General features: G+C 71.2%; 19 protein-coding genes and 1 pseudogene. 13 read left to right on the forward strand and 7 right to left on the reverse strand.

Annotated features, from left to right (window positions below):
- Window positions 1-101 precede the first annotated feature (101 nt).
- The 7 genes from NIE79_RS02275 (at window position 102) to NIE79_RS02305 (ending at window position 8,727) form a co-directional block, all read left to right on the forward strand.
- The gene (locus NIE79_RS02275; RefSeq protein ID WP_238676933.1) at window positions 102-1,289 is read left to right on the forward strand and encodes an MFS transporter; all 1,188 of its coding nucleotides are present in this window, start codon (window positions 102-104) and stop codon (window positions 1,287-1,289) included.
- Between the two features lie 116 nt (window positions 1,290-1,405).
- Window positions 1,406-3,082, forward strand: coding sequence for an ABC transporter substrate-binding protein (locus NIE79_RS02280; RefSeq protein WP_238676934.1), 1,677 nt, complete (start codon window positions 1,406-1,408; stop codon window positions 3,080-3,082).
- Between the two features lie 6 nt (window positions 3,083-3,088).
- A complete protein-coding gene (locus NIE79_RS02285; RefSeq protein ID WP_091399352.1) occupies window positions 3,089-4,045 on the forward strand; it encodes an ABC transporter permease in 957 nt (318 codons plus the stop codon).
- Complete coding sequence (locus tag NIE79_RS02290) at window positions 4,042-4,929, forward strand: ABC transporter permease (protein WP_091399349.1); 888 nt, start codon at window positions 4,042-4,044, stop codon at window positions 4,927-4,929. Before NIE79_RS02285 ends, NIE79_RS02290 begins: the two co-directional genes overlap by 4 nt.
- Window positions 4,926-5,942 (forward strand): ABC transporter ATP-binding protein, encoded by a 1,017-nt coding sequence (locus NIE79_RS02295; protein WP_238676935.1) that lies wholly within the window; start codon window positions 4,926-4,928, stop codon window positions 5,940-5,942. Before NIE79_RS02290 ends, NIE79_RS02295 begins: the two co-directional genes overlap by 4 nt.
- Window positions 5,939-6,940 carry an ABC transporter ATP-binding protein gene (locus NIE79_RS02300; protein WP_238676936.1) on the forward strand — a complete coding sequence of 334 codons (1,002 nt, stop codon included), beginning with the start codon at window positions 5,939-5,941 and terminating at the stop codon, window positions 6,938-6,940. Before NIE79_RS02295 ends, NIE79_RS02300 begins: the two co-directional genes overlap by 4 nt.
- On the forward strand, window positions 6,937-8,727 hold the full coding sequence (locus tag NIE79_RS02305) for a gamma-glutamyltransferase family protein (protein WP_238676937.1): 1,791 nt from the start codon (window positions 6,937-6,939) through the stop codon (window positions 8,725-8,727). Before NIE79_RS02300 ends, NIE79_RS02305 begins: the two co-directional genes overlap by 4 nt.
- 23 nt (window positions 8,728-8,750) lie before the next feature.
- Here the strand turns inward: NIE79_RS02305 and NIE79_RS02310 are convergent, their stop codons facing one another.
- Entirely contained in the window at window positions 8,751-9,431 is a 681-nt protein-coding gene (locus NIE79_RS02310; protein WP_203118798.1) for a GntR family transcriptional regulator, read from the reverse strand.
- A gap of 70 nt (window positions 9,432-9,501) precedes the next feature.
- Between NIE79_RS02310 and NIE79_RS02315 the strand changes: the two genes are divergently transcribed.
- Window positions 9,502-10,218, forward strand: coding sequence for a YoaK family protein (locus tag NIE79_RS02315; protein ID WP_238676938.1), 717 nt, complete (start codon window positions 9,502-9,504; stop codon window positions 10,216-10,218).
- A 3-nt stretch (window positions 10,219-10,221) separates the two neighbouring features.
- Here the strand turns inward: NIE79_RS02315 and NIE79_RS02320 are convergent, their stop codons facing one another.
- From NIE79_RS02320 to NIE79_RS02335, 4 genes are read right to left on the reverse strand one after another with little or no spacing between them, the layout of a single operon-like run.
- Window positions 10,222-10,848, reverse strand: a complete 627-nt coding sequence (locus NIE79_RS02320) for a response regulator transcription factor (RefSeq protein WP_238676939.1) — start codon at window positions 10,846-10,848, stop codon at window positions 10,222-10,224.
- Window positions 10,845-12,095, reverse strand: coding sequence for a sensor histidine kinase (locus NIE79_RS02325; RefSeq protein ID WP_238676940.1), 1,251 nt, complete (start codon window positions 12,093-12,095; stop codon window positions 10,845-10,847). The genes NIE79_RS02320 and NIE79_RS02325 overlap by 4 nt, the downstream gene beginning before the upstream one ends.
- Before the next feature lie 5 nt (window positions 12,096-12,100).
- On the reverse strand, window positions 12,101-12,553 hold the full coding sequence (locus tag NIE79_RS02330; RefSeq protein WP_238676941.1) for an ABA4-like family protein: 453 nt from the start codon (window positions 12,551-12,553) through the stop codon (window positions 12,101-12,103).
- Window positions 12,550-13,476: a hypothetical protein gene (locus NIE79_RS02335; RefSeq protein ID WP_238676942.1), complete on the reverse strand. Its 927-nt coding sequence runs from the start codon at window positions 13,474-13,476 to the stop codon at window positions 12,550-12,552. Before NIE79_RS02335 ends, NIE79_RS02330 begins: the two co-directional genes overlap by 4 nt.
- A gap of 166 nt (window positions 13,477-13,642) precedes the next feature.
- On the opposite strand from NIE79_RS02335, the gene NIE79_RS02340 reads away from it, so the two are divergent.
- Complete coding sequence (locus tag NIE79_RS02340) at window positions 13,643-14,392, forward strand: DUF8817 family protein (RefSeq protein ID WP_238676943.1); 750 nt, start codon at window positions 13,643-13,645, stop codon at window positions 14,390-14,392.
- Between the two features lie 57 nt (window positions 14,393-14,449).
- Here the strand turns inward: NIE79_RS02340 and NIE79_RS02345 are convergent, their stop codons facing one another.
- A complete protein-coding gene (locus NIE79_RS02345) occupies window positions 14,450-14,848 on the reverse strand; it encodes a hypothetical protein (protein WP_238676944.1) in 399 nt (132 codons plus the stop codon).
- A gap of 271 nt (window positions 14,849-15,119) precedes the next feature.
- Between NIE79_RS02345 and NIE79_RS02350 the strand changes: the two genes are divergently transcribed.
- Window positions 15,120-16,292 carry a lactonase family protein gene (locus tag NIE79_RS02350; RefSeq protein WP_238676945.1) on the forward strand — a complete coding sequence of 391 codons (1,173 nt, stop codon included), beginning with the start codon at window positions 15,120-15,122 and terminating at the stop codon, window positions 16,290-16,292.
- Between the two features lie 84 nt (window positions 16,293-16,376).
- On the opposite strand, the gene NIE79_RS02355 is transcribed toward NIE79_RS02350, so the two are convergent.
- Window positions 16,377-16,682 (reverse strand): helix-turn-helix domain-containing protein, encoded by a 306-nt coding sequence (locus NIE79_RS02355; protein ID WP_238676946.1) that lies wholly within the window; start codon window positions 16,680-16,682, stop codon window positions 16,377-16,379.
- Between the two features lie 65 nt (window positions 16,683-16,747).
- Between NIE79_RS02355 and map the strand changes: the two genes are divergently transcribed.
- The 3 genes and pseudogenes from map (at window position 16,748) to NIE79_RS02370 (ending at window position 20,317) form a co-directional block, all read left to right on the forward strand.
- Window positions 16,748-17,521, forward strand: coding sequence for a type I methionyl aminopeptidase (gene map / locus NIE79_RS02360; protein WP_238676947.1), 774 nt, complete (start codon window positions 16,748-16,750; stop codon window positions 17,519-17,521).
- 175 nt (window positions 17,522-17,696) lie between these two features.
- Window positions 17,697-18,389 (forward strand): annotated as a pseudogene (locus tag NIE79_RS02365) (CDP-alcohol phosphatidyltransferase family protein); the annotation flags it as partial.
- A 275-nt stretch (window positions 18,390-18,664) separates the two neighbouring features.
- Window positions 18,665-20,317 (forward strand): alkaline phosphatase family protein, encoded by a 1,653-nt coding sequence (locus tag NIE79_RS02370; protein WP_238676948.1) that lies wholly within the window; start codon window positions 18,665-18,667, stop codon window positions 20,315-20,317.
- Window positions 20,318-20,324: the final 7 nt, after the last annotated feature.

The following is a 20,324-nucleotide window of genomic DNA, read 5'->3' on the forward strand; positions in this document are numbered from 1 at the left end:
TGCGGTTCCGCTTCCCACCGCGACCCGTGCGCTGCCACCTGATGCGGGCGTTTAGGTTCGTTACCGCACCTCGGCTCGGGACCGAGATCCATGCTGTACGAGTGACACGGTCCGGTTCCCCGTCCGGCGCGGTACGGGTCGCGTTCGCGTTCTGGATCACGCTCGTGGGCACCACGGTGCCCACCCCGCTCTACCCGCTCTACGAGCTGGAGTTCGGCTTCTCGTCGTTGACAGTGACAGTGGTCTACGCGCTGTACGCGTTGGGAGTCGTCGTCGGGCTGCTGGTCTTCGGTCGGCTCTCCGACCAGATCGGCCGACGCCCGGTCATCCTCATCGCGCTGCTGCTCTCGGTCGCCGCCGACGCCGTGTTCCTGGCCGCCGTGGACCTGGCCATGATCATCGTGGGTCGGATCCTCGCCGGACTGTCCGCCGCACTGATCATCGGCGCCGCGACCGCGGCGTTGGCGGAGCTGATCGACCCTCGGCACCCGAAGCGTGCCGCCACTGTGTCGATCTTCGCGAACCTGGGTGGCCTGGCCACCGGCACCCTGCTGTCCGGGATCGTGTCGGACGTGGCACCCGAACCGCTGCGGCTGCCCTGGGTGATCGTGCTGATCCTGGCGGTGGTCGCGATCATCGCGCTGCGTGGGGTGCCGGAGACGGTCCGGGAACGTTCGCCGGTGACCCTGCGGGTGCAGCGGTTGCACGTGCCGGCGGCCATTCGCGGCGCCTTCGTCCGCTCGGCGCTCACCGCCGGGGCGGGCTTCGCCGCCCTCGGGGTGCTCACGTCGGTGAGCGGGCTGTTCCTCGGCATGGTCCTGCACGAGACCTCACACACACTGGCCGCGCTGGTGGTCTTCGTGGCGTTCACCGGCGCGGCGTTCGGTCAGCTGCTGACCCGCGTGCTGTCCTCGCGTGCCGCGCTGGCCAGCGCCTGCGCCGGTCTGGTCGTGGGGGCGGGCCTGCTCGCGTTCAGCATGTGGATGGCGCTGCTGGCGACGCTCATTGTCAGCGCGGCGATCATCGGGGTCGCGTCCGGAGTCGCGGTCGGCGACGGCATCGCGACGATCACGATGAAGACCGAGCCGCGGCACCGGGCCGAGGCGGTGTCGACCTTCTTCGCCATCCTGTTCGCCATGCTCGGTGTGCCAGCGGTCGGGGTCGGTCTGCTGATCCAGACGATCGGTCTGCGCCCGGCCGGCGAGGTCTTCAGCGCTGTGGTGGCGGTGCTCGCGCTGGTCGTCCTGCTCAGCCTGGTTCGGGGCGGCCGGACGCGGCCCGCGAGCTGATCACCGCCGGGCCTGTTCAGGGCACCCGGGATGCCTGGCGAGCCATCCGCGGAGGTCTTGCGGCGGTCATCGTATACAACATACGCTCCCCGAATCGCCCACTTGAGGAGCTCTCCATGACGAACCTCTCCGTCCGCGACACGAACCTGCCCCGCCGGCGGGTGCTCCGAGCCGCCGTGGCGGCGGCCGCCGTCGTCTGCACTGTCGTCGCCTGCTCACCGGTGTCGAACAACGACGGCGGCGGCCCGTCCGGTGGCAACCAGTCGGCAGGCCAGGACTCCTTCGGTACGCCCGCCGACCCGGCCGCCGTGAAGCAGGGCGGCAAGCTGGTCATCGCCCTCTCCGCCGAGCCCGACGCGCTGGACCCGACGCTGTCGAGAAGCCTCTACTCCCGCTACGTCTTCCAGGCCATGTGCCAGAAGCTCTACGACGTCGATGAGCAGGCGCAGGTCGTACCGCAGCTCGCGACTGCCCTGCCCACCACGAGCGGCGACGGCCGGACGGTGACCATCCCATTGCGGCCCGGCGTGCGCTTCGCGGACGGCACGGCGTTCGACTCGGCCGCGGTGAAGGCCACCCTGCAACGCCACCTCACCAACGCCCGGTCCGCGCGCAAGAGCGAACTCGGCCCCATCGACGGCATCGACACCCCGGACGCGCAGACCGTCGTCCTGCGGCTGAAGCAGCCGTTCGCACCGCTGCTCGGAGCCCTCGCCGACCGGGCCGGAATGATCATGAGTGCGCAGGCGCTGCGAGCCAAGGGCGACGACTTCGCCTCGGCGCCGGTCTGCGTCGGCCCCTTCAAGTTCGCGAAGCGGGTGCCGCAGAACTCCATCGAGGTGGTGCGGGACCCGAACTACTACGACGCGAGCAAGGTGCACCTGGACGGCATCTCGTGGCGGATCCTCACCGACGCCAGCATCCGCGCGGCCAACCTGCGCTCCGGCGACGCGCAGGTCGCCGACTCCGTGTCCACCCAGGACGTCGCCTCGCTCCGGCAGGACGCGGCGGTGTCCGTCCTCCAGTCGCAGTCCCTCGGCTACCAGGGCCTGACCATCAACGTCGGCAACGTCGACGGCGTCGGCACCGCAGCCAAGCCCATCAACCGCCCCCTCGCCCAGAACGCCAAGGTGCGGCAGGCCTTCGAGCACGCCATCGACCGTAAGGCCCTGGTCGACGCGGTCTTCAACGGTCTGCACGCCGCCGCCTGCTCGCCGATCTCGCCCGCGAGCACGTTCTCGTCTCCCGAGGCGCAGAGCTGCCCGGCGCACGACCCCGCCAAGGCCAAGCAGTTGCTGGCCGAGGCCGGCGTGCAGACGCCGTACACGGTGACGATGCTCGCCTCGAACACCCCCGACACGCTGCGCCTCGCGCAGGCGTTGCAGTCCATGGTCAAGGACGGCGGATTCGACCTGAAGATCAACCCGGTGGAGTACTCGTCGCTCCTCGACGAGCAGGACCGCGGCAACTTCGAGCTGCTGCAACTGGGGTGGAGCGGACGGATCGACCCGGACGCCAACATCACGAACTTCGTCGGCACCGGCGCCAGCCAGAACGTCGCCGGCTACAGCAACCCGCAGCTCGACACACTGCTGACCCAGGCCCGGCAGGCCGGCGACGTCGAGGAGCGCAGGAAGCTCTACGGGCAGGCGGTCACGCTCCTTCAGCAGGACGACGCCCTGATCTACCTCTACCGGCAGCGCAACCTGACCGCCGTCAGCAAGCAGATCCAGGGCCTTCAGGTCTACCCGGACGGCGTGATCCGGGCGGCCTTCGCCGGCTTCGGCAAGTAGGCCGTCATGGCCCGATACCTGCTCACCCGCGCCTGGCAGTCGGCGCTGACCCTGCTGTTGTCGACGATCGTGGTCTTCGTCGGCGTACGGGCGCTCCCCGGCGACCCGGCCCTCGCCCTGGCCGGGGAGGACCGGTCGCCGGAGGCCCTGGAGGCCATCCGCCGGCACTACGGGCTGGACCAGCCGCTGCCGGTGCAGTTCGCCCAGTACGTGGAGCGCATGGCACAGGGTGACTTCGGGGTGTCGATCCGCACCGGCACACCGGTCTCGTCGATGCTCACGACCGCCCTGCCGGTGACCGTCGAGCTGTCCGTCCTGGCGATCCTCATCGCGGCGGCGCTCGGCGTCGGTGCCGGGGTGCTCGCGGCGGTCCGTCGTGGACGTCCGGCGGAGTGGCTCGCCAACGGCCTGGCCCTGATCGGCCTGTCGGTGCCGCACTTCTGGCTCGGGCTGCTGGCCATCCTCTACCTGTCCGTGGCGACCGGGCTCTTCCCCGCCTCCGGCTTCGTGCCGATCCTGGAGGACCCCGTGGACAACCTGCACCACATCGTCCTGCCGGCCGTGATCCTCGGCACCGGCCTCGCCGCCATCATCATGCGGCAGACCCGCTCGGCGATGCTGGACTCGCTCTCCTCCGACTACGTCCGCACGGCCAAGGCGAAGGGCCTGCGACCGCGCGCCGTCATCACCCGGCACGCCCTGCGGAACAGCCTCATCGTGGTGGTGACCGTCGTGGGTCTCCAACTCGGCGGGCTGATCTCGGGCGCTGTCGTCACCGAACAGATCTTCGGGCTGCCGGGCTTCGGCAAGATGACCATCGACGCGGTGTTCCAACGGGACTATCCGGTGATCCAGGCCGTCGTCCTGCTCACCGCGGCGGCCTACATCGTGATCAACTTCTTCGTGGACCTGCTCTACTCGGTCATCGATCCACGCATCAGGGTGACGGGAGATCCGGCATGACCGTCCTCACCGTACCGATGGCGGAGACCGGTACCGCCAGCATCACCCGGCGTACCCGGGTGCTGCGGCGACTGCGGCGCAACCCGCTCGCCGTGGTGAGCTTCGTCGTGCTCGCGCTGGCCGGCGTCATCGCGCTGCTCTCACCCTGGCTCGCGCCGTACTCGGTCGACCAGACCGACTTCGCCCGTACGTTCGCGCCTCCTGGCACCGCCGGGCACCTGCTCGGCACCGACGACCTCGGCCGCGACGTCCTCTCCCGCATCATGCTCGGTGCGCGGGCGTCGTTGCAGGTGGGGCTCCTGGCGGTGGCCACATCGCTGGTCATCGGCGTGCCGCTCGGGCTGGCCGCCGGCTACTTCCGGGCCTGGGACGCGGTGATCTCGCGCTTCACCGACCTGCTGCTGGCGTTCCCGTTCCTGATCATGGCGGTGGGGTTGGCGGCCATCCGGGGCGCCAGCCTCGGCAACGCCGCTGTGGCCATCGGCATCGCCCAGATCCCCGGGGTGATCAGGGTCGTCCGCTCGGACACGCTGCGCCTCAAGTCGCTGGACTTCGTCGCGGCCGCCGTCGTGGACGGCGCGAGCGACCTGTGGGTGCTGGCCCGGCACATCCTGCCGAACGCGACCTCGGTGATCCTGGTGCAGGCCACCGTCGCCATCCCGGCCGCGATCCTCGGCGAGGCGGTGCTGTCCTTCCTCGGTCTGGGCATCCAGCCCCCGGCGCCCAGTCTCGGCACCATGCTGGCCACCGCCCAGCAGTTCGCCGCCCGGGCACCGTGGGCCGCCGTCTTCCCCGGCGTCGTGATCATGGGTCTGGCGCTGGCGTTCAACGTCTTCGGGGACGCCCTGCGCGACGCCCTCGACCCGAAGGGAGACCGGCGATGACCACCGCCTCGGCGCCCGTGCTGGAGATCCGTGACCTGTCGGTGTCGTTCCCGACCGAGACCGGCACCGTCTCCGCTGTCGACGGGGTCAGCCTGGACCTCGCAGCCGGGGAGATCGTCGGGATGGTGGGTGAGTCGGGGTGCGGAAAGAGCGTCACTGCGATGAGCATCGCCGGACTGCTCCCGGGCAGCGCCCGGGTCACCGGTTCGGTGCGCCTGGACGGCGCCGAGCTGGTCGGGGCCCGCGAGTCGGCCCTGCGTCGGGTCCGTGGCCGGGAGATCGCCTACATCTTCCAGGAGCCGATGACGTCGTTGAACCCGGTGCTCACCGTCGGGCGGCAGATCGGGGAGGTGCTCCAGGTCCACGAACGAATGTCCCGGCGGGCGGCGCGGGCCCGCGCCGTCGAACTGTTGACGCTCGTCGGGATCCCGTCCGCCGCCCAGCGGGTCGACGGCTATCCGCACCAGCTCTCCGGTGGCATGCGCCAGCGCGTGATGATCGCGATGGCGGTGGCCTGCGGCCCGAAGGTGCTGGTGGCCGACGAGCCGACCACAGCGCTGGACGTCACCGTCCAGGCCGGCATCCTCCAGGTGCTGCGTGACCTGCGTGACCGGCTCGGCACGAGCGTCCTCATCATCACCCACGACCTCGGCGTGATCGCCGACATCGCCGACCGCGTCGTCGTCATGTACGCGGGCCGGGTGGTGGAACGGGCACCGGTGGACGACCTGTTCGCCCACCCCCGGCACCGGTACACGGCCGGGCTCCTGTCGGCGTCACCGCAGCCGGGCCGGCACGCCGGCACCGACCGGTTGACCGAGATCCCCGGGCTGGTGCCCGTCCTGGCCAGCCAACCCGACGCCTGCACCTTCGCGGATCGCTGCCCGGCCGCCGATGAGCAGTGCCGGGCGGCCGCCCCGCCGCTGGAGGGCATCGGCGGCACCGACCATGTCGCTGCCTGTTGGCATCCCTGCACGGCGGCACCGACGGCAGCTCAGGGGGCGAACCGATGACGCCGCAGCCGAACGCCCTGGAGATCGCGGACCTGGTGATGCACTTCGGCCCGGTGCGGGCCGTGGACGGGGTGTCCCTGACCATCCCGCGCGGCCGGGTCACGGCCCTGGTGGGGGAGAGCGGTTCCGGAAAGTCGACTGTGGGCCGATGCGTGGTGCGGCTCGTCGAACCGACCGCCGGAACGGTCCGGATCGCGGGTACTGACGTCACCCACCTGTCCCGACGTCGACTGCGCCCCCATCGCGGAGCGGTGTCGATCGTCTTCCAGGACCCGGCCGCGTCCCTGGACCCGCGCATGCTGGTGGGTGAGATCGTGGCCGAGCCGCTGCGGTTGGCCGGCAAGCGGATCTCCCGGCGTGACCGGGACGCCCGCGTCGCCCCCCAACTCGAACGGGTGGGCCTGCGCGCCGAGGTGGCCCGTCGCTATCCCCACGAGTTGTCCGGTGGGCAACGCCAACGGGTCAGCATCGCGCGGGCCCTGATCTCCGAGCCCATGCTGCTCATCGCTGACGAACCCACCAGCGCGCTCGACGTGTCAGTGCAGGCGTCGGTGCTCAACCTCCTCGCCGATCTGCAACGCGACATCGGGTTCGCCTGCCTGTTCATCACCCACGACCTCTCCGCTGTCGAGTACCTGGCCGACGACATCGCTGTCATGTACCTGGGTCAACTCGTCGAGACCGGCAGCCGTGAGCGGATCTTCGCCCGGCCCGCCCACCCGTACACGCAGGCGCTGCTCTCCGCCGCGCCGGTGGCCGACCCGGTGCGTCAGCGCGACCGTCAGCCGGTGCTGCTCGGCGACGACCTGCCGTCCGCGCTCGACCCGCCGTCGGGCTGCCGGTTCCGGACCCGGTGCCCGCTCGCGTTCGACAGGTGCGCGACGGAGGTGCCGGCGCAGACCGCGATCGGCGACGGCATGGCCGCGTGTCACCTGGTCCGGCCGGACGGCACCGGCCCCGACGTTCGTACCGCAGATCCCAGTGAGGTGTTGTCATGACGTTCACCACCCGACCCACGTTGCAGGGCACCTTCGGCATGGTGTCCTCCACCCACTGGCTCGCCAGCCAGGCGGCGATGGGCATCCTGGAACGCGGGGGCAACGCGTTCGACGCCGCCGTCACCGCCGGGTTCGTGCTGCACGTCGTCGAGCCGCACCTGAACGGGCCGGGCGGCGAGGTGCCGGCCATCGTGGCCACCGCCCGGGATCCCCGACCGAAGGTGCTGTGCGGGCAGGGGCCGGCCCCGGCCGGCGCCACCATCGCGCACTTCCGGTCCCTCGGGATGGACCTCATCCCGGGTGCCGGGCCGCTCGCGGCGGCCGTACCCGGCGCTGTGGACGCCTGGCTCCTGCTGCTGCGCGAGCACGGCACGCTCACCCTCGCCGAGGTGCTGGAGCCGGCGATCGGCTACGCCGGGGCCGGGCACCCACTGGTGGGCCGGGTCGGTGACACAGTGGCGGCCGTCCGCTCCTTGTTCGAGGAACACTGGCCCACCTCCGCCGCGCTCTGGCTGCGCGGCGGCCGGCCACCGGCCGCGGGGGAGTTGGTCACCAACCCGGCGTACGCGGACACCCTGCGCCGCCTCGTCGAGGCGGGACAGGCGGCCGGCGCCGACCGGGAGGCCCAGATCGAGGCCGCACGCCGGGCCTGGAGCACGGGTTTCGTCGCCGAGGCGATCGACGCGTTCAGCCGGCGACCGTTTCAGGACTCCAGCGGACGTCCGCACGCCGGGCTGGTCACCGGCGACGACCTGGCCGGGTACTCGGCGAGCTGGGAGCAGCCCGCCACCCTCGACTGGCACGGCTACTCGGTGGCGAAGACCGGTTTCTGGGGTCAGGGCCCGGTGTTGCTGGAGTCGTTGGCCACACTGGACGCGCTCGACGACCCGGGCGCGTACGACCCGGGGACCGCGGCGGGCGTGCACGCCCAGGTCGAGGCGCTCAAGCTCGCCTTCGCCGACCGGGAGGCCTGGTACGGCGACGGTGTGGACGTGCCCGCCAAGGCGCTGCTCTCCCACCAGTACGCGCGGGAGCGGGCCGCCCTGATCGGCGATCGCGCGTCGACGGAGTTGCGGCCGGGGCGTCCGGACGGGGCGCAGCCGCGCCTGCCGGCCCACGTTCGACAGGGTGCCGGGCGGCGTACCGACCCGACAGACCCGACGACGGGGGAGCCGACGGTGCAGTCGGACGGGGTGACCCGGGGCGACACCTGTCACGTGGACGTGGTCGACCGCTGGGGCAACATGATCTCCGCTACGCCCAGTGGTGGCTGGTTGCAGAGTTCCCCGACGATTCCGGAGCTGGGCTTTCCGCTGGGCAGCAGGTTGCAGATGTTCTGGCTGGAGGAGGGGCTCGCCTCGTCGCTGGCGCCGGGCCGCCGCCCGCGGACGACGTTGAGCCCGACGATGGTGCACCGCGACGGTGAGCCGGTGCTGGCCTGCGGCACGCCCGGTGGCGACCAGCAGGACCAGTGGCAGTTGCCGTTCCTGCTGCGGCACCTCGTCGGTGGTCAGAGCCTTCAGGAGGCCATCGACGCGCCGGCGTGGCACACGGTCAGCCTGCCGGGGTCGTTCTATCCCCGCGACATGGAGCCCGGTGTCCTGGTGGTTGAGGACCGGCTCGACGAGGGGGTGCTGGCGGCCCTGCGGGCGTACGGGCACGAGGTGCGGGTCACCGACGGGTGGAGCCTCGGTCGGCTCTGCGCGGTGACCCGTGACCCGGCGACGGGAGTGCTGGCCGCCGGTGCGAACCCCCGGGGGATGCAGGGCTACGCGTGCGGCCGGTAGCGGGCGCCATGGCCGCGGGCCCGTCAGCGGGCGCCGTAGCCGCCCTCGGCGTTCTCGTACGCCGCGGCGGATGCGGCATCGAGGTGGTCGAGCGCGGCCCGCTCGGCGCGGTCACCGTCGCCTGACTCGATGGCGTCGACGAGTTGGATGTGCTCCGCCCACGAGTGTGGCGCGCGTTCGGCCGCCCCGAGCCGGAAGACCCACTGGACATGGAGGTAGAGCGACTTGGCGATCGACGACAGCCAGGGGTTTCCGCTGATCTGGAGGATGCGCAGGTGCAGCGTGCTGTTCAGTTCGGCGACCCGGGCCAGGTCGTGGCGCTGCGTCGCCTCGCGGCCCTGGTCGAGCAGGGCGCGTAGGGACGCCACGTCGGCCGCTGTGGCCCGCTCGGCGGCCAGCCGGGCGGCCAGCGTCTCCAGTCGCCCACGCACGGCGAACATGTCGGTGATGGTCCCGCTGCTCGGTGAGGCGACGACGGCTCCCCGGCGGGGGAGGATCACGACGAATCCCTCCGCCTCGGCGACGCGCAGCGCCTCCCGGACGGGGTTGCGGGAGACGCCGAAGTCCTCGGCGAGCCGGTCCTCGGTCAGCCGTTCCCCGGGAAGGTAGTCGCCGTCGATGATGGCGGTCCGCAGCGCGGCGAGGACCTGATCGCGTAGCGGCAGGTGTTGCGCGCCGAGCTTGTCCCGTAGGTCTTCAGCCACCTGGTCACCTCTCCGTGAACGTGTCCGGACAAAGTGTATACGAAGAACAATTACTGGAAGGTGGCCGACAGTGTCGAGCACAGCGCCCCGCGTCACCCGCCCCCGCGTCGCCCCGCACCGCAACGAGCGCCTGCTGCGGCGACGGCAGGCGCTCGTCGTCGTCCTCACCTTCCTCACCGGGAGCGCCGACGCTCTCGGTTTCCTCGCCCTCGGCGGCGCCTTCGCCAGCGTGATGACCGGCAACATGGTCCTGCTCGGGCTCTCGGCCGGCCGGGGCGAGGCCGACCTGGCGCTGACCTCGGGCTGCGCCATCGTCAGCTTCATCGTCGGTGTCCTCGCGGGCGCCCGCGTCGTCGGCTCGGCACAGCCCGACGACCCGGTCTGGCCCCGGCGGGTCACCTGGGCGCTGGTCCTGGAGCTGTCGGTGTTCGTGGTGTTCGCCGTCGTCTGGGAGGTCACACTGCACACCTCCGACGCGGGTGTCCACCTGGCGCTGCTGATGCTGTCCGCGGTCGCGCTGGGCGTACAGAGCAGTGCGATCCAACGCTTCGGCGTGTCCGGCCTGTCCTCCACGTACCTGACCGGCACACTCACCAGCCTGATCGCCGGGGTCGCCGCGCGCAGCCCGTGGGCCAGCCTGCGCCCCAAGGCTCAGGTGTTGCTGGCCCTCATGGTCGGCGCGGCGGTCGGCGCCCTGGTCGCCCTGCACCTGCCGGTCGTCGCCCCGGCCCTGCTGATCGTGCCGCTGGTGCTCGTCATCGCCGTGTCCGCGCGGATGCGGGCCTGAGCGTCAGACGCCACGGGCGAACAGGGCCAGGCGTACCCGGTTGGGGCTGTCGGTCTTGGTCATCAGGCTGGTGATGTGGGTCTTGACAGTGGTGACGCCGATGTGGAGCTGGTCGGCGATCTCGGTGTTGGACAGGCCCTCGGCGACCAGATCGAGCACATCGCGTTCCCGGGCGGTCAGGCCCGGCAGTGCCGGTGGTGACCCGGGGCGGGCGTGCACCGCGCGCTCCACGAGGCGGCGCAGCACCTCCGGGCTGAACGGGCTGTCACCGACGGCGGCCCGGCGGATGCCGTCCAGCAACTCGGTCGGGGGCGCGTCCTTGAGCAGGAACCCGCACGCTCCGGCGGTCAGCGCGGGGTAGAGGTGGTCGTCGTCGCCGAACGTGGTCAGCACCAGGACGCGGGTGGCGGGGCGGTCGGCGAGGATCCGGCTGGTCGCGGTGATCCCGTCGACACCGGGCATCCGCAGGTCCATGACGACGACGTCGGGGAGGAGCCGTCCGGCCAGTGGGATCGCCTCCCGGCCGTTGTCGGCCTCCCCGACGACCTCGATGTCGGGTTGGGCGTCGCAGAGCATCCGCAGCCCGGCCCGGATGAGGTGCTGGTCGTCGACCAGCAGCACCCGGATCACGCCGGCTCCGGCGCGGGCGACTCGGCCGGGGCCTCCCGCTCGCGGGGCACCGATCCGACCGGAGCGTCGGCGGACGCGGCGGCCACTGCCGGAAGGACGGTGCGCACCCGCCACCCGGCGTCGGTGGGGCCCGCCTCCAACCGGCCGCCCAGGACCTCGACGCGCTCGCGCATCCCGGTGATGCCGTGCCCACCACCGGCCGGCATGCCCGCCGGCACCCCGCCTCGCCCGTTGTCGGTGACCTCCCAGTGCACGCAGCCGTCCCGGACGGCGACCACGAGATGCGCGAGCGCGGACGTCCCCGCGTGTTTGGCCACGTTGGTCAGCGCCTCCTGGGTCAGTCGCAGCACCGCCATGCCGCGCACCGCGTCGAGTGAACCGATCGCAGGGTCGAGATCGGCCTCCACAGTGACACCCGCCTGCCGGGCCCGGTCGACGGACGCGCCGATCGCCGCCGGCAGCGCGGACGGTTCGATAGCGGTCAGCGCCGCGTCGCCGCGTACCCCGTCGGGGTTGCGCAGCACCGCGACCAGCCGGCGCAGCTCCGCGAGGGCCGCGGTGCCGGTGCCGTGCACGTCGTCGAAGACCTCGCCGACCCGCGGGTCCAGGTCGGTGAGCACGTGCCGGGCGACGCCAACCCGCAGGACCATCGACGCCACGTGGTGCGCGACGACGTCGTGCAGCTCGCGAGCGATGGCGCTGCGTTCGTCGGCGCGGGCCGCACGACTCTCCGACTCGTGCTGGCGTTGCTCGGCCACCGCCCGCTCCACGGCCTGCCGACTCAGCTCCCGGTTGGTGCGGATGACGAGACCGAGCAGCACCGGCACACCGACCTCCAGGGCCAAACCGACGAGGCCCGAGGCGACCTGGCCGACCGGGTCGCCAACCGAGTCGGTCAGGTCGACCACTACCAGCAGCGCGGCGGACAGCCAGATGGTCCGGGGGCGGCCAGCCCGCATGGTGATCTCGAGCAGGGCCCAACTCGCGCCAACCTGGTTGATGGTGAAGTCGTCGACCAGGCGGATCGCGACCGCCAGCAGGGCGGCCTGCGCCAGCAGGTTGACCACCGGCCAGCGGTGCACCGCCAGCCCCACTGTGAACGCGAGGACCGCGAGGATCCACTGTGTCGCCGTCGGAGTGCTGGTGGAGTGCGGGACGACGAGCAGGTAGCCCAGCCCGGCGAGGTCGAGCAGCACCATCCGCACGAGCGTTTCCCGCATGTCGAACAGTCGCCCCGGCCAGCCCACGGTGGTCAGCCTAGGTGCTGCGGGCCGGTGGCAACGGCCGCCGGCCGCCGCCACCGGGTCCGGACCGCGAGGTACGCGGCCAGGCCGAGCGGTCCGAGCAGGATGGTCAGCAGCAGCACCGGAGCCATCACCAGCGCCGGCACCCCCCGATCCCGGCTGTCCAACCACGCCCACCGCCCGACGAACAGATCGAACGCGATCATGTGCGCCCAACCCGCCGCCGCCCCGTCGGAGGTGCCGAGCAGGTCGCGTACCCCGGCCAGGGTCGGCGACGTCACGGCCGGCAGCACGTCGCCGAACGTCGGGAGCACCAGTAGCGCGTAGATCACCACGACCGGCAGCACGATCAGCGGCGAGGCGATGATCCGGGCGGTCCACGACCAGCGGGGCAGCAGGATCATCAGCGCCCAGAACGGCGCGGCCACCGCGAACGTCAGGGAGAACAGCGTGCCGGTCACGCGGCCAGCGCCAGTTCCGGGCGACGTCGGCGGGCCAGCACCAGGCCGGTCGCGGTCGCCGTCGCGACCACCAGGGCCGCTACCGCGGCGAGCGTGACGGCGTCCGGCCGCAGCAGCGGCTGTTCGCGCAGGGCCTGCCAGGTCAACAGCACTGTGAGTACGCCGTACGCGCCGCCCGCGACGACCAGCAGCCGGGCGCGGGTGCGCTCGTCCAACCGTGTCGCGAACCGGCTCAGCAGGATCGCCAGGATGGGCAACGCCTGGAGGGCGTGCAGCCCCACGAAGTGCCCGATCCGCAGGTCACCGCCGGTGGTGCTCCAGCCGACGATCGGCAGCCCCGGCCCACCGTCGGGCACGCCGACGCTGTGCGCCCCGCCGATTCCCTCGATCCCCGGGTCCTGCATCGGCAGCGCCATCGGCACCGCCGCGAGCATGCCCAGCAGGGACAGGCCGAGCCCCCAGCCGACGGCTGTCGCGGCGACCCGATCGGGGATCCGCTGGATCAGGACGACGATCCCGATGACGAGGTGCGCGAAGAACAGCACCCCGATGGCCGCGCCCATCGCCGCGAACAGAGCGGTGTTCAGTGGGGTGCTGTCGTTGAAGTGGCTGGTCTGCCCGCGTATCACCTGACCGATGATCCACGCGTTCTCGATGACCGCCACCGCGACGATGACGACGACCGCCCTCTCGACGGCCCGGCTGCGTCGCGGCAGCAGGGAGAGCATCCAGGCGAGCGTCGCGCCGTACAGCACGAAGGACACAGCGAACTTGAACGGCTTGAGCCAGATCGGCGCCCCGGTGAGGACGCGCGGGTCGACGAGGATGCCGACGACGGCGACGACGCCGAGCACCGCCATCACGGATACCAGGAACATCAGGGGGCGGCTCCAGCGCGTCGCCCGGCGCACATCGGTAGTCATGTCTGTAGATGTTCGCGGCCGTACCCGCCGATCGCGTCCGACCCCGAGCCCCGGTTGCGGCCGGTGGTCGGAGCGCGCCTCCTCCCTGGGTAGGAGACGAAACTCGTCGAAGCCGCTCGGGAGTGCTGGCACAATGGCCGGCCTGCCGACCGGACCGGGAGTGACCATGACGACCAACGAGGACCGTGTCCAACCGAACGAGACCACGGTGCCGCTGCTGCACTGCGCGGCCCCGGAGGAGACCCTGGCGTTCTGGCGGGCGCTCGGGTTCGAGGTGGCTTATGAGCAACTCCGGCCATATGTGTACCTGGCCCTCACCTGGAGTGGGTTCCAGCTGCACTACGGCCCGGCGCCCAAAGACCTGGACCCGGCGAAGGAGCAGTCCGGCGGGTGCCTGGTGATGGTGGACGCGGTCGCGTCGTACCACGCGGCGTTCGCTGCGGCGATGCGCCGCAGCTACGGCAAGGTGCTGGTCAAGGGCCTACCCCGGATGACCCGCTACCGCGCCGGGGCGTCGCGGTTCAGCATCGTCGACCCGTCGGGCAACTCCATCGTCTTCATCCAGCGCGACGAGCCGGAGGACGTGGAGTACGGCGGGTCGAAGGAGCTTGACGGGCTGGCCCGGGTGCTCGACAACGCGCGGATCCTGCGCGAGTTCAAGATGGACGACCGAGCGGCCTACCGGGCACTCGACTCGGGGATGCGCCGCCGCGCCGAGGACGCCCCGGTGGTCGAGCAGGCGATGGCGTTGGCCGGCCTGATCGAGCTGGCGACCGCGTTGGACAAGGCCGACCGGGTGCCCGAGTGGGGCGCCCGACTCCAGGCGCTGTCCCTGACCCCGGAGCAGCGGACGCAGGTGGCGCAGTACGTCGCCGACCCGAGCATCCTCGAACCGTGGTGGCCCGACCCGCGCTGACTCCCGACCGTCCCGCGCCTCGCGCACCGTCGGCGCTGTGGTTGTCGCCCGAATCCGTCAGGGCCGTAGCCTGCCGTCGTCCTCGAGGACAGCCTCGGCCAGCCGCTCCGGGAACATGCGACGCACGCTCACCGAGTATTCGCTCCCGTCGCCGGGCTGAGTGACGCGATCGCCGTCCACCCGCACCGGTGTGGAGACGCCGGAGCCGATCCCGCCCTCCAGTGCTGCTTCGCAGTGCGCCCAGGCGAACGACGACGTGCCGTCTCGCCCCAGCAGCCGGACCTCGCAGGTGCCTGGTCCGCCCAGCAACTCGACGGGGAGGAGCGTCGCGAGACGCTCCTCCTCAGCCCGCACGTCGGCCGCGTGTCGGTCGGGCAGCGCGTACGGCGGCTCGGAGCAGCCGCTGAGCAGCCCGATCGCCAGACCGAGCCAGACCGCGCGTCGGCGAATCACCACCGCAGCATCCCACCCGGTGGTGCTGAGACGCCATCACCGTCAGTTTGCGGACCGAGCGCTCGCTGCGCTGTGACGGAACAGCGCCGCCATGCCCGGCGCCGAAGGTCCGCTTCGCCGTAGGTCACATCCGGGGCGTACGTCTGGGCATTCCCCAGAACGGCACGAAATTACCGCTTTAGGGTAAGTGAGGCCATCGCGCCTACCTGGTCCGATAGCTTTCGAAGGAGAGGAAAACTCGTATTCCTCCCTTCGGGTGCACAAGGAGTCAGTGATGAAGCGCAGCGTCGCGCTCGCGGCAGCCCTCCTGGCAGGTCTGACGAGCATCGGATCGACCCCCGGGACCGCCTTCGCCGATGGCGGTGGCCCCGGTTACCACGACGACCGCAAGGGAGGTGATTACCACCACGGCGACGAGGGCGCGGTCTTCGTCCAGACCAACAAGGCCGAGGGCAACACCATCAAGGTGTACGACCGCGACGAGGACGGCAAGCTCACCAAGGCGGGCGAGTACGAGACCGGCGGGCTGGGCGGCTTCACCATCGGCGCGCCGCTCGACGCGCTGGCCTCGCAGGGCTCTCTGATCTACCACCGCGGACTGCTGTTCGCTGTGAACGCCGGCAGCAACACCGTGACGGTCTTCCGCGTCGAGGGCACCAAGCTGCACAAGCTCCAGGTCATCTGGTCCGGCGGTCTGCTGCCGGTCAGCGTCGCGGCCCGTGGCGACCTCGTCTACGTCCTCAACGCCGGTGGTGAGGGCTCGGTGCAGGGCTTCGAGCTGCACAAGGGGCGCCTGTCGCGGATCGAGGACGCCAACCGCTCGCTCGGGCTGCACAACGGCAACCCGCCCGCGTTCGGAACCGCCCCGGCCCAGGTCAAGATCGACCCGGACAGCGAGTTCGTCCTGGTGTCGACCAAGGGCGCCAACGTCATGTTCAGCTACGAGATCGGGCGCGACGGCAAACTGTCCCGCAACCCCGTCATCAGCGACGCGGGCAACACCCCGTTCGGCTTCACCTTCGACACCGAGGACTCGCTCCTGGTCACCGAGTCGGGTGCCAACGCGGTCAGCCGCTTCGAGCTGGAGGACGACGGCGCCCTCGACCAGGTCGGCCCGTCGGTGCCCAACGGCCAGCAGGCGCCCTGCTGGATCCAGCGCGTCGGCGACTACTTCTTCGTCGCCAACGCCGGCAGCTCCACCATCAGCTCCTACCGGGTCAACGACGACGGCAAGCTCGAAATCGTCAAGAACGTCGCCGCCGACACCAACGGCGGGTCGATCGACATGACCACCAGCGATGGCTTCCTGTACGTGCAGAACGCCACCGCCGGCAACGTGCAGGGCTACAAGGTGCACGAGGACGGGTCCCTGAACCTCGTCACCACTGTGGAGGGCCTGCCGAAGTTCGCCGACGGCATCGGCATGGAGGGCATCGCCGCCTCCTGAGCGCGCACCACCCGCTGGTCCCGGTCGTTCATCGACCGGGACCAGCGTCGTCCGACGTGTCGTCCCGCGCCAACGGGGTCGAGGCTAGGAGGCCAACCGCTCGCGTGCGGTGCGCGTCGGTCGGGGGAGTCCAACGCCGCCGCCGTCCGACGTGTTGATCTCCGACCAGACGGCGTCGAGGGAGAGGCCGAGGACGTCGGCGATCGCCGCGATGGTCGGAAAGGCGGGCGTGGCTATCCGGCCGGACTCGATCTTTCGAAGGGTCTCCGGTGAGAGGCCCGCGTCCAGCGCGGTGAGGAGCATCGAACGCTCTCCACGGGCTCGACGCAGGAGCGCGCCGAGGCGCTGTCCGCGTTCGAGCTCTTCGGGAGTGAGCGGCAACCTGACCATGCCCCGATTCTAGTACCGGGATAATATGGCCGGGATACTTATTGGTGGCCCGAGGAAGGCGCTGCATGATCGAGATCCTGAGCCCCACCGACGTGCTGCGAGCGAAGGACACCGGCGCACTGGTCGCCGGCATCCTGCAGACGCTGAAGAGCCGCTGCGTGGTCGGCACCAACCTCCTGGACATCGACCGGTGGGCGCAGGCCATGATCACCGAGGCCGGGGCGCAGTCCTGCTACGTCGACTACGAGCCGTCCTTCGGGCGTGGACCGTTCGGCCACTACATCTGCACGTCGGTGAATGACGCCGTGCTGCACGGGTTGCCCCACGACTACCCGCTCGCCGACGGCGACCTGCTCTCGCTCGACCTCGCCGTCTCCCAGGGTGGAGTCGTCGCGGACTCGGCCATCAGCTTCATCGTGGGAGACGTGCGGCCGGCGGAAAGCCTCGCCCTGATCGACGCGACCGAGCGCGCGTTGCAGGCAGGGATCGCCGCCGCCGGCCCCGGCGTTCCCATCGGTGACATCTCGCACGCGATCGGCTCGGTCCTCAACGCGGCCGGGTACTCGGTCAACACGGAGTTCGGCGGCCACGGCGTCGGATCGACGATGCACCAGGACCCGCACGTCTCCAACATCGGGCGCCCCGGACGCGGTTACCGGCTGCGCCCAGGGCTGCTGCTGGCGCTGGAGCCGTGGGTGATGGCGGACACCGCCACGCTCGTCACCGACGCCGATGGCTGGACGCTCCGCAGCGCGACGGGCTGCCGAACGGCGCACAGCGAGCACACCATCGCCATCACCGACGACGGCGCGGACGTGCTGACCCTGCCGACGCACTGACCCGTACCGCACGGTCGGCGCCCGCAGGGGCGAGTCGCCCACGATGGACGATTAACCGGCCGCCGAAGGGGCACCTCCCTCCGTGGCGCCCTGCCGGGTCGCGTTCAGAATGAACCGATCGGTCATATTTTCCGTGATGACGGTCAGGGTCACCCACCAGAGTCACGGAGGCACGATGTCAACGGTTCGAACTGGTCCGGTCATCGGACTGCTCGTGCAGATCGGTCTGTTGGCGGTGCTGGCGGAGACAGTCGGTCTGGGCGCGGCGGGCTGGGTGGCGGGGCTGGCGTACGGGTTGGTCCTGTGCGCCCTGCTCAGCCGGGGGATGTCCCGCTCCGGCGCGGGTGCGCTCAGCCCGGCCGACCGGGTGACCCTGAGCCGGGCGATCCTCGTCGGCGGCGTGACGGCCCTGGCCGCCGACTCGTTCGGCCGGTCGGCGCCGGTCACCCTGATGGTCGTCCTCACCAGCGTGGCGTTGGCCCTCGACGCCGTGGACGGGTACACGGCCCGCCGCACCGGAACCACCAGCGAGCTCGGCGCGCGCTTCGACATGGAGATCGACTCCGTCCTGGTCCTGGTGCTCTGCCTGCACGTGGCCCCCGCGGTGGGTGGCTGGGTGCTCGTGATCGGCGCGATGCGCTACCTCTTCGGTGCCGCGACCTGGGTGCTGGGGTGGATGCGGGGATCCGCGCCGCCGCGTTACTGGAGCAAGGTCGTCGCCGCGATCCAGGGCGTGGTGCTGACGGTGGCGATGGCCGACGTGCTGCCCGCGCCGCTGACGACAATGATGCTGGTGGTGTCGGTGGCGCTGCTTGTCGAGTCGTTCGGGCGTGACGTCGCGTGGCTCTGGACGACCCGACACCTCCGCCGCACCGTCATCCACGGTGCCCCGGGCGCGATGGTCCAGTCAGTCAGTTCGGCGAACCACAGTGCGCCAGGCGCCGGAGCGGGGTTGGCCGAGCTGACCCCGAGTAGGACCGATGGGCTGCCGTGGTCGGACCGTCCCACGGTCACCGTGGCCCGACGCGGGATCGCCCGCGTCTGAGCCGCCCGGATGCCGCGCCCAACAAAGATCATGGAAGGATGCCCGGGTTGTCGCTCTTGACGCGCGTACGTCAGCTGCCGAGCCGGGGACGGAGGGCGATGAGGGGCGAGGTCTCGGACGGTACCGCCGACGGCACCGACGTCGAGGATCGGCCGAAGCACTCCATCGCGGCCCGGCTGACGACAGTGCTGGCCGCGCTGCTCGTGCTGCTCGTGCTCACCGTGCCGTACGACTTCGGCCGGCTCAGCCCGGCGGCGTTCGCGCGGATCCCCCTGGAGGCGCTGCTGGTCGTGGCCCTCCTGCTCGCCCTGCCGTCTCGTGGCAGCCGACTGGTCGCGACGCTCGCCGGCGTTGCCCTCGGCCTGCTCGGCCTGTTGAAGCTGCTCGACCTGGGGTTCACCGCCTCGCTGAGCCGGGCGTTCGACCCGGTGCTCGACTGGGCGCTCCTCGACGAGGGCTTCGCCTTCCTCAGCGAGTCGTACGGTCGACCCGCCGCCATCGGCGTCGCCATCACCTTGGCGGTGGTGCTCGTGGGCCTGCCCACACTGGTCACGCTGTCGATGCGGCGACTGCGGCGGCTGGTGGTCCGGCACCGCACCGCGACCACCCGGATCGTCGCCGCGTTGGTGGTCGTCTGGGTGGCCTGCGCCGCGTTCAACGTGCGAGTGGTCGAGGGCGTGCCGGTCGCCGACACGTCAGCGACGACCCTGGCCAACGGTCACGGCTTCCAGGTGCGCCTGCGCCTCGACGACCGCGAGACGTTCGGCGCGCTGATCGAGGCCGACAGGTTCGGCGACACCCCTGGCGACCAGTTGCTGACCGCGCTGCGCGGCAAGAACGTGGTGGTCGCCTTCGTGGAGAGCTACGGCCGCGACGCCGTCGAGGACCCGGAGTTCGCGCCGCAGGTCGGTGCGGTCCTCGACCGCGGCGCTAGCGAGCTGGGCGCGGCGGGTTTCGCCGCGCAGAGCGGCTTCCTCACCTCGCCGACCTTCGGTGGCGGCAGTTGGCTCGCGCACGACACGCTGCTCTCCGGCCTCTGGATCGACAACGACCAGCGACACCGCACCCTGCTGGCCAGTGACCGGATGACCCTCAACGGCGCCTTCCGCCGGGCTAGCTGGCAGTCCGTCGGCGTGATGCCCGCCGTCACCAGGGCGTGGCCGGAGGGTTCCTTCTTCGGCTACGACCGGTTCTACGACGCCAAGACGCTCGGGTACCGTGGCCCGAAGTTCAGCTTCGGCACCCCGCCCGACCAGTACACCCTGGCCAGCTGGCAGCGCCTGGAGCAGGCGAAGCGCGACGGCAATGTGATGACCGAGCTGGCGCTGGTGTCGAGTCACGCGCCCTGGACGCCCGTCCCGCCGCTGCTCGACTGGGCCGACGTCGGCGACGGCGCTGCCTACCGCGGGGCCGCGGGCAGGTCGGACGACAAGCGCCGCAACACCGCCCAGATCCGGGCGGACTACCGGAAGTCCATCGAGTACACCCTCGGCGCGCTCATCTCCTACGTGCGGACCTACGGAGACGACGACCTCGTGTTCATCGTCCTCGGTGACCACCAGCCCGCAGCGGTCGTCACCGGCGAGAACGCCAGCCACGACGTCCCGATCTCGATCATCACCCGGGACCGGGCCGTCTTGGACCGCATCTCCGGGTGGGGCTGGCAGGACGGGCTGAAGCCGGGGCCGCAGGCGCCGGTCTGGCGGATGGACGCCTTCCGGGACCGGTTCCTGACCGCCTTCGGACCGTAACCCGGCT

Origin of the sequence: Micromonospora trifolii, assembly GCF_022229005.1 — a bacterium.
Lineage (GTDB): Bacteria > Actinomycetota > Actinomycetes > Mycobacteriales > Micromonosporaceae > Micromonospora > Micromonospora trifolii.

Coding starts and splice junctions, on each gene's coding strand:
- NIE79_RS02280 (WP_238676934.1), top strand. CDS start 1,406: ATGACGAACCTCTCCGTCCGCGACACGAACCTGCCCCGCCGGCGGGTG.
- NIE79_RS02285 (WP_091399352.1), top strand. CDS start 3,089: ATGGCCCGATACCTGCTCACCCGCGCCTGGCAGTCGGCGCTGACCCTG.
- NIE79_RS02290 (WP_091399349.1), top strand. CDS start 4,042: ATGACCGTCCTCACCGTACCGATGGCGGAGACCGGTACCGCCAGCATC.
- NIE79_RS02295 (WP_238676935.1), top strand. CDS start 4,926: ATGACCACCGCCTCGGCGCCCGTGCTGGAGATCCGTGACCTGTCGGTG.
- NIE79_RS02300 (WP_238676936.1), top strand. CDS start 5,939: ATGACGCCGCAGCCGAACGCCCTGGAGATCGCGGACCTGGTGATGCAC.
- NIE79_RS02305 (WP_238676937.1), top strand. CDS start 6,937: ATGACGTTCACCACCCGACCCACGTTGCAGGGCACCTTCGGCATGGTG.
- NIE79_RS02335 (WP_238676942.1), bottom strand. CDS start 13,476: ATGACTACCGATGTGCGCCGGGCGACGCGCTGGAGCCGCCCCCTGATG.
- NIE79_RS02340 (WP_238676943.1), top strand. CDS start 13,643: ATGACGACCAACGAGGACCGTGTCCAACCGAACGAGACCACGGTGCCG.
- NIE79_RS02350 (WP_238676945.1), top strand. CDS start 15,120: ATGAAGCGCAGCGTCGCGCTCGCGGCAGCCCTCCTGGCAGGTCTGACG.
- NIE79_RS02355 (WP_238676946.1), bottom strand. CDS start 16,682: ATGGTCAGGTTGCCGCTCACTCCCGAAGAGCTCGAACGCGGACAGCGC.
- map (WP_238676947.1), top strand. CDS start 16,748: ATGATCGAGATCCTGAGCCCCACCGACGTGCTGCGAGCGAAGGACACC.
- NIE79_RS02370 (WP_238676948.1), top strand. CDS start 18,665: ATGAGGGGCGAGGTCTCGGACGGTACCGCCGACGGCACCGACGTCGAG.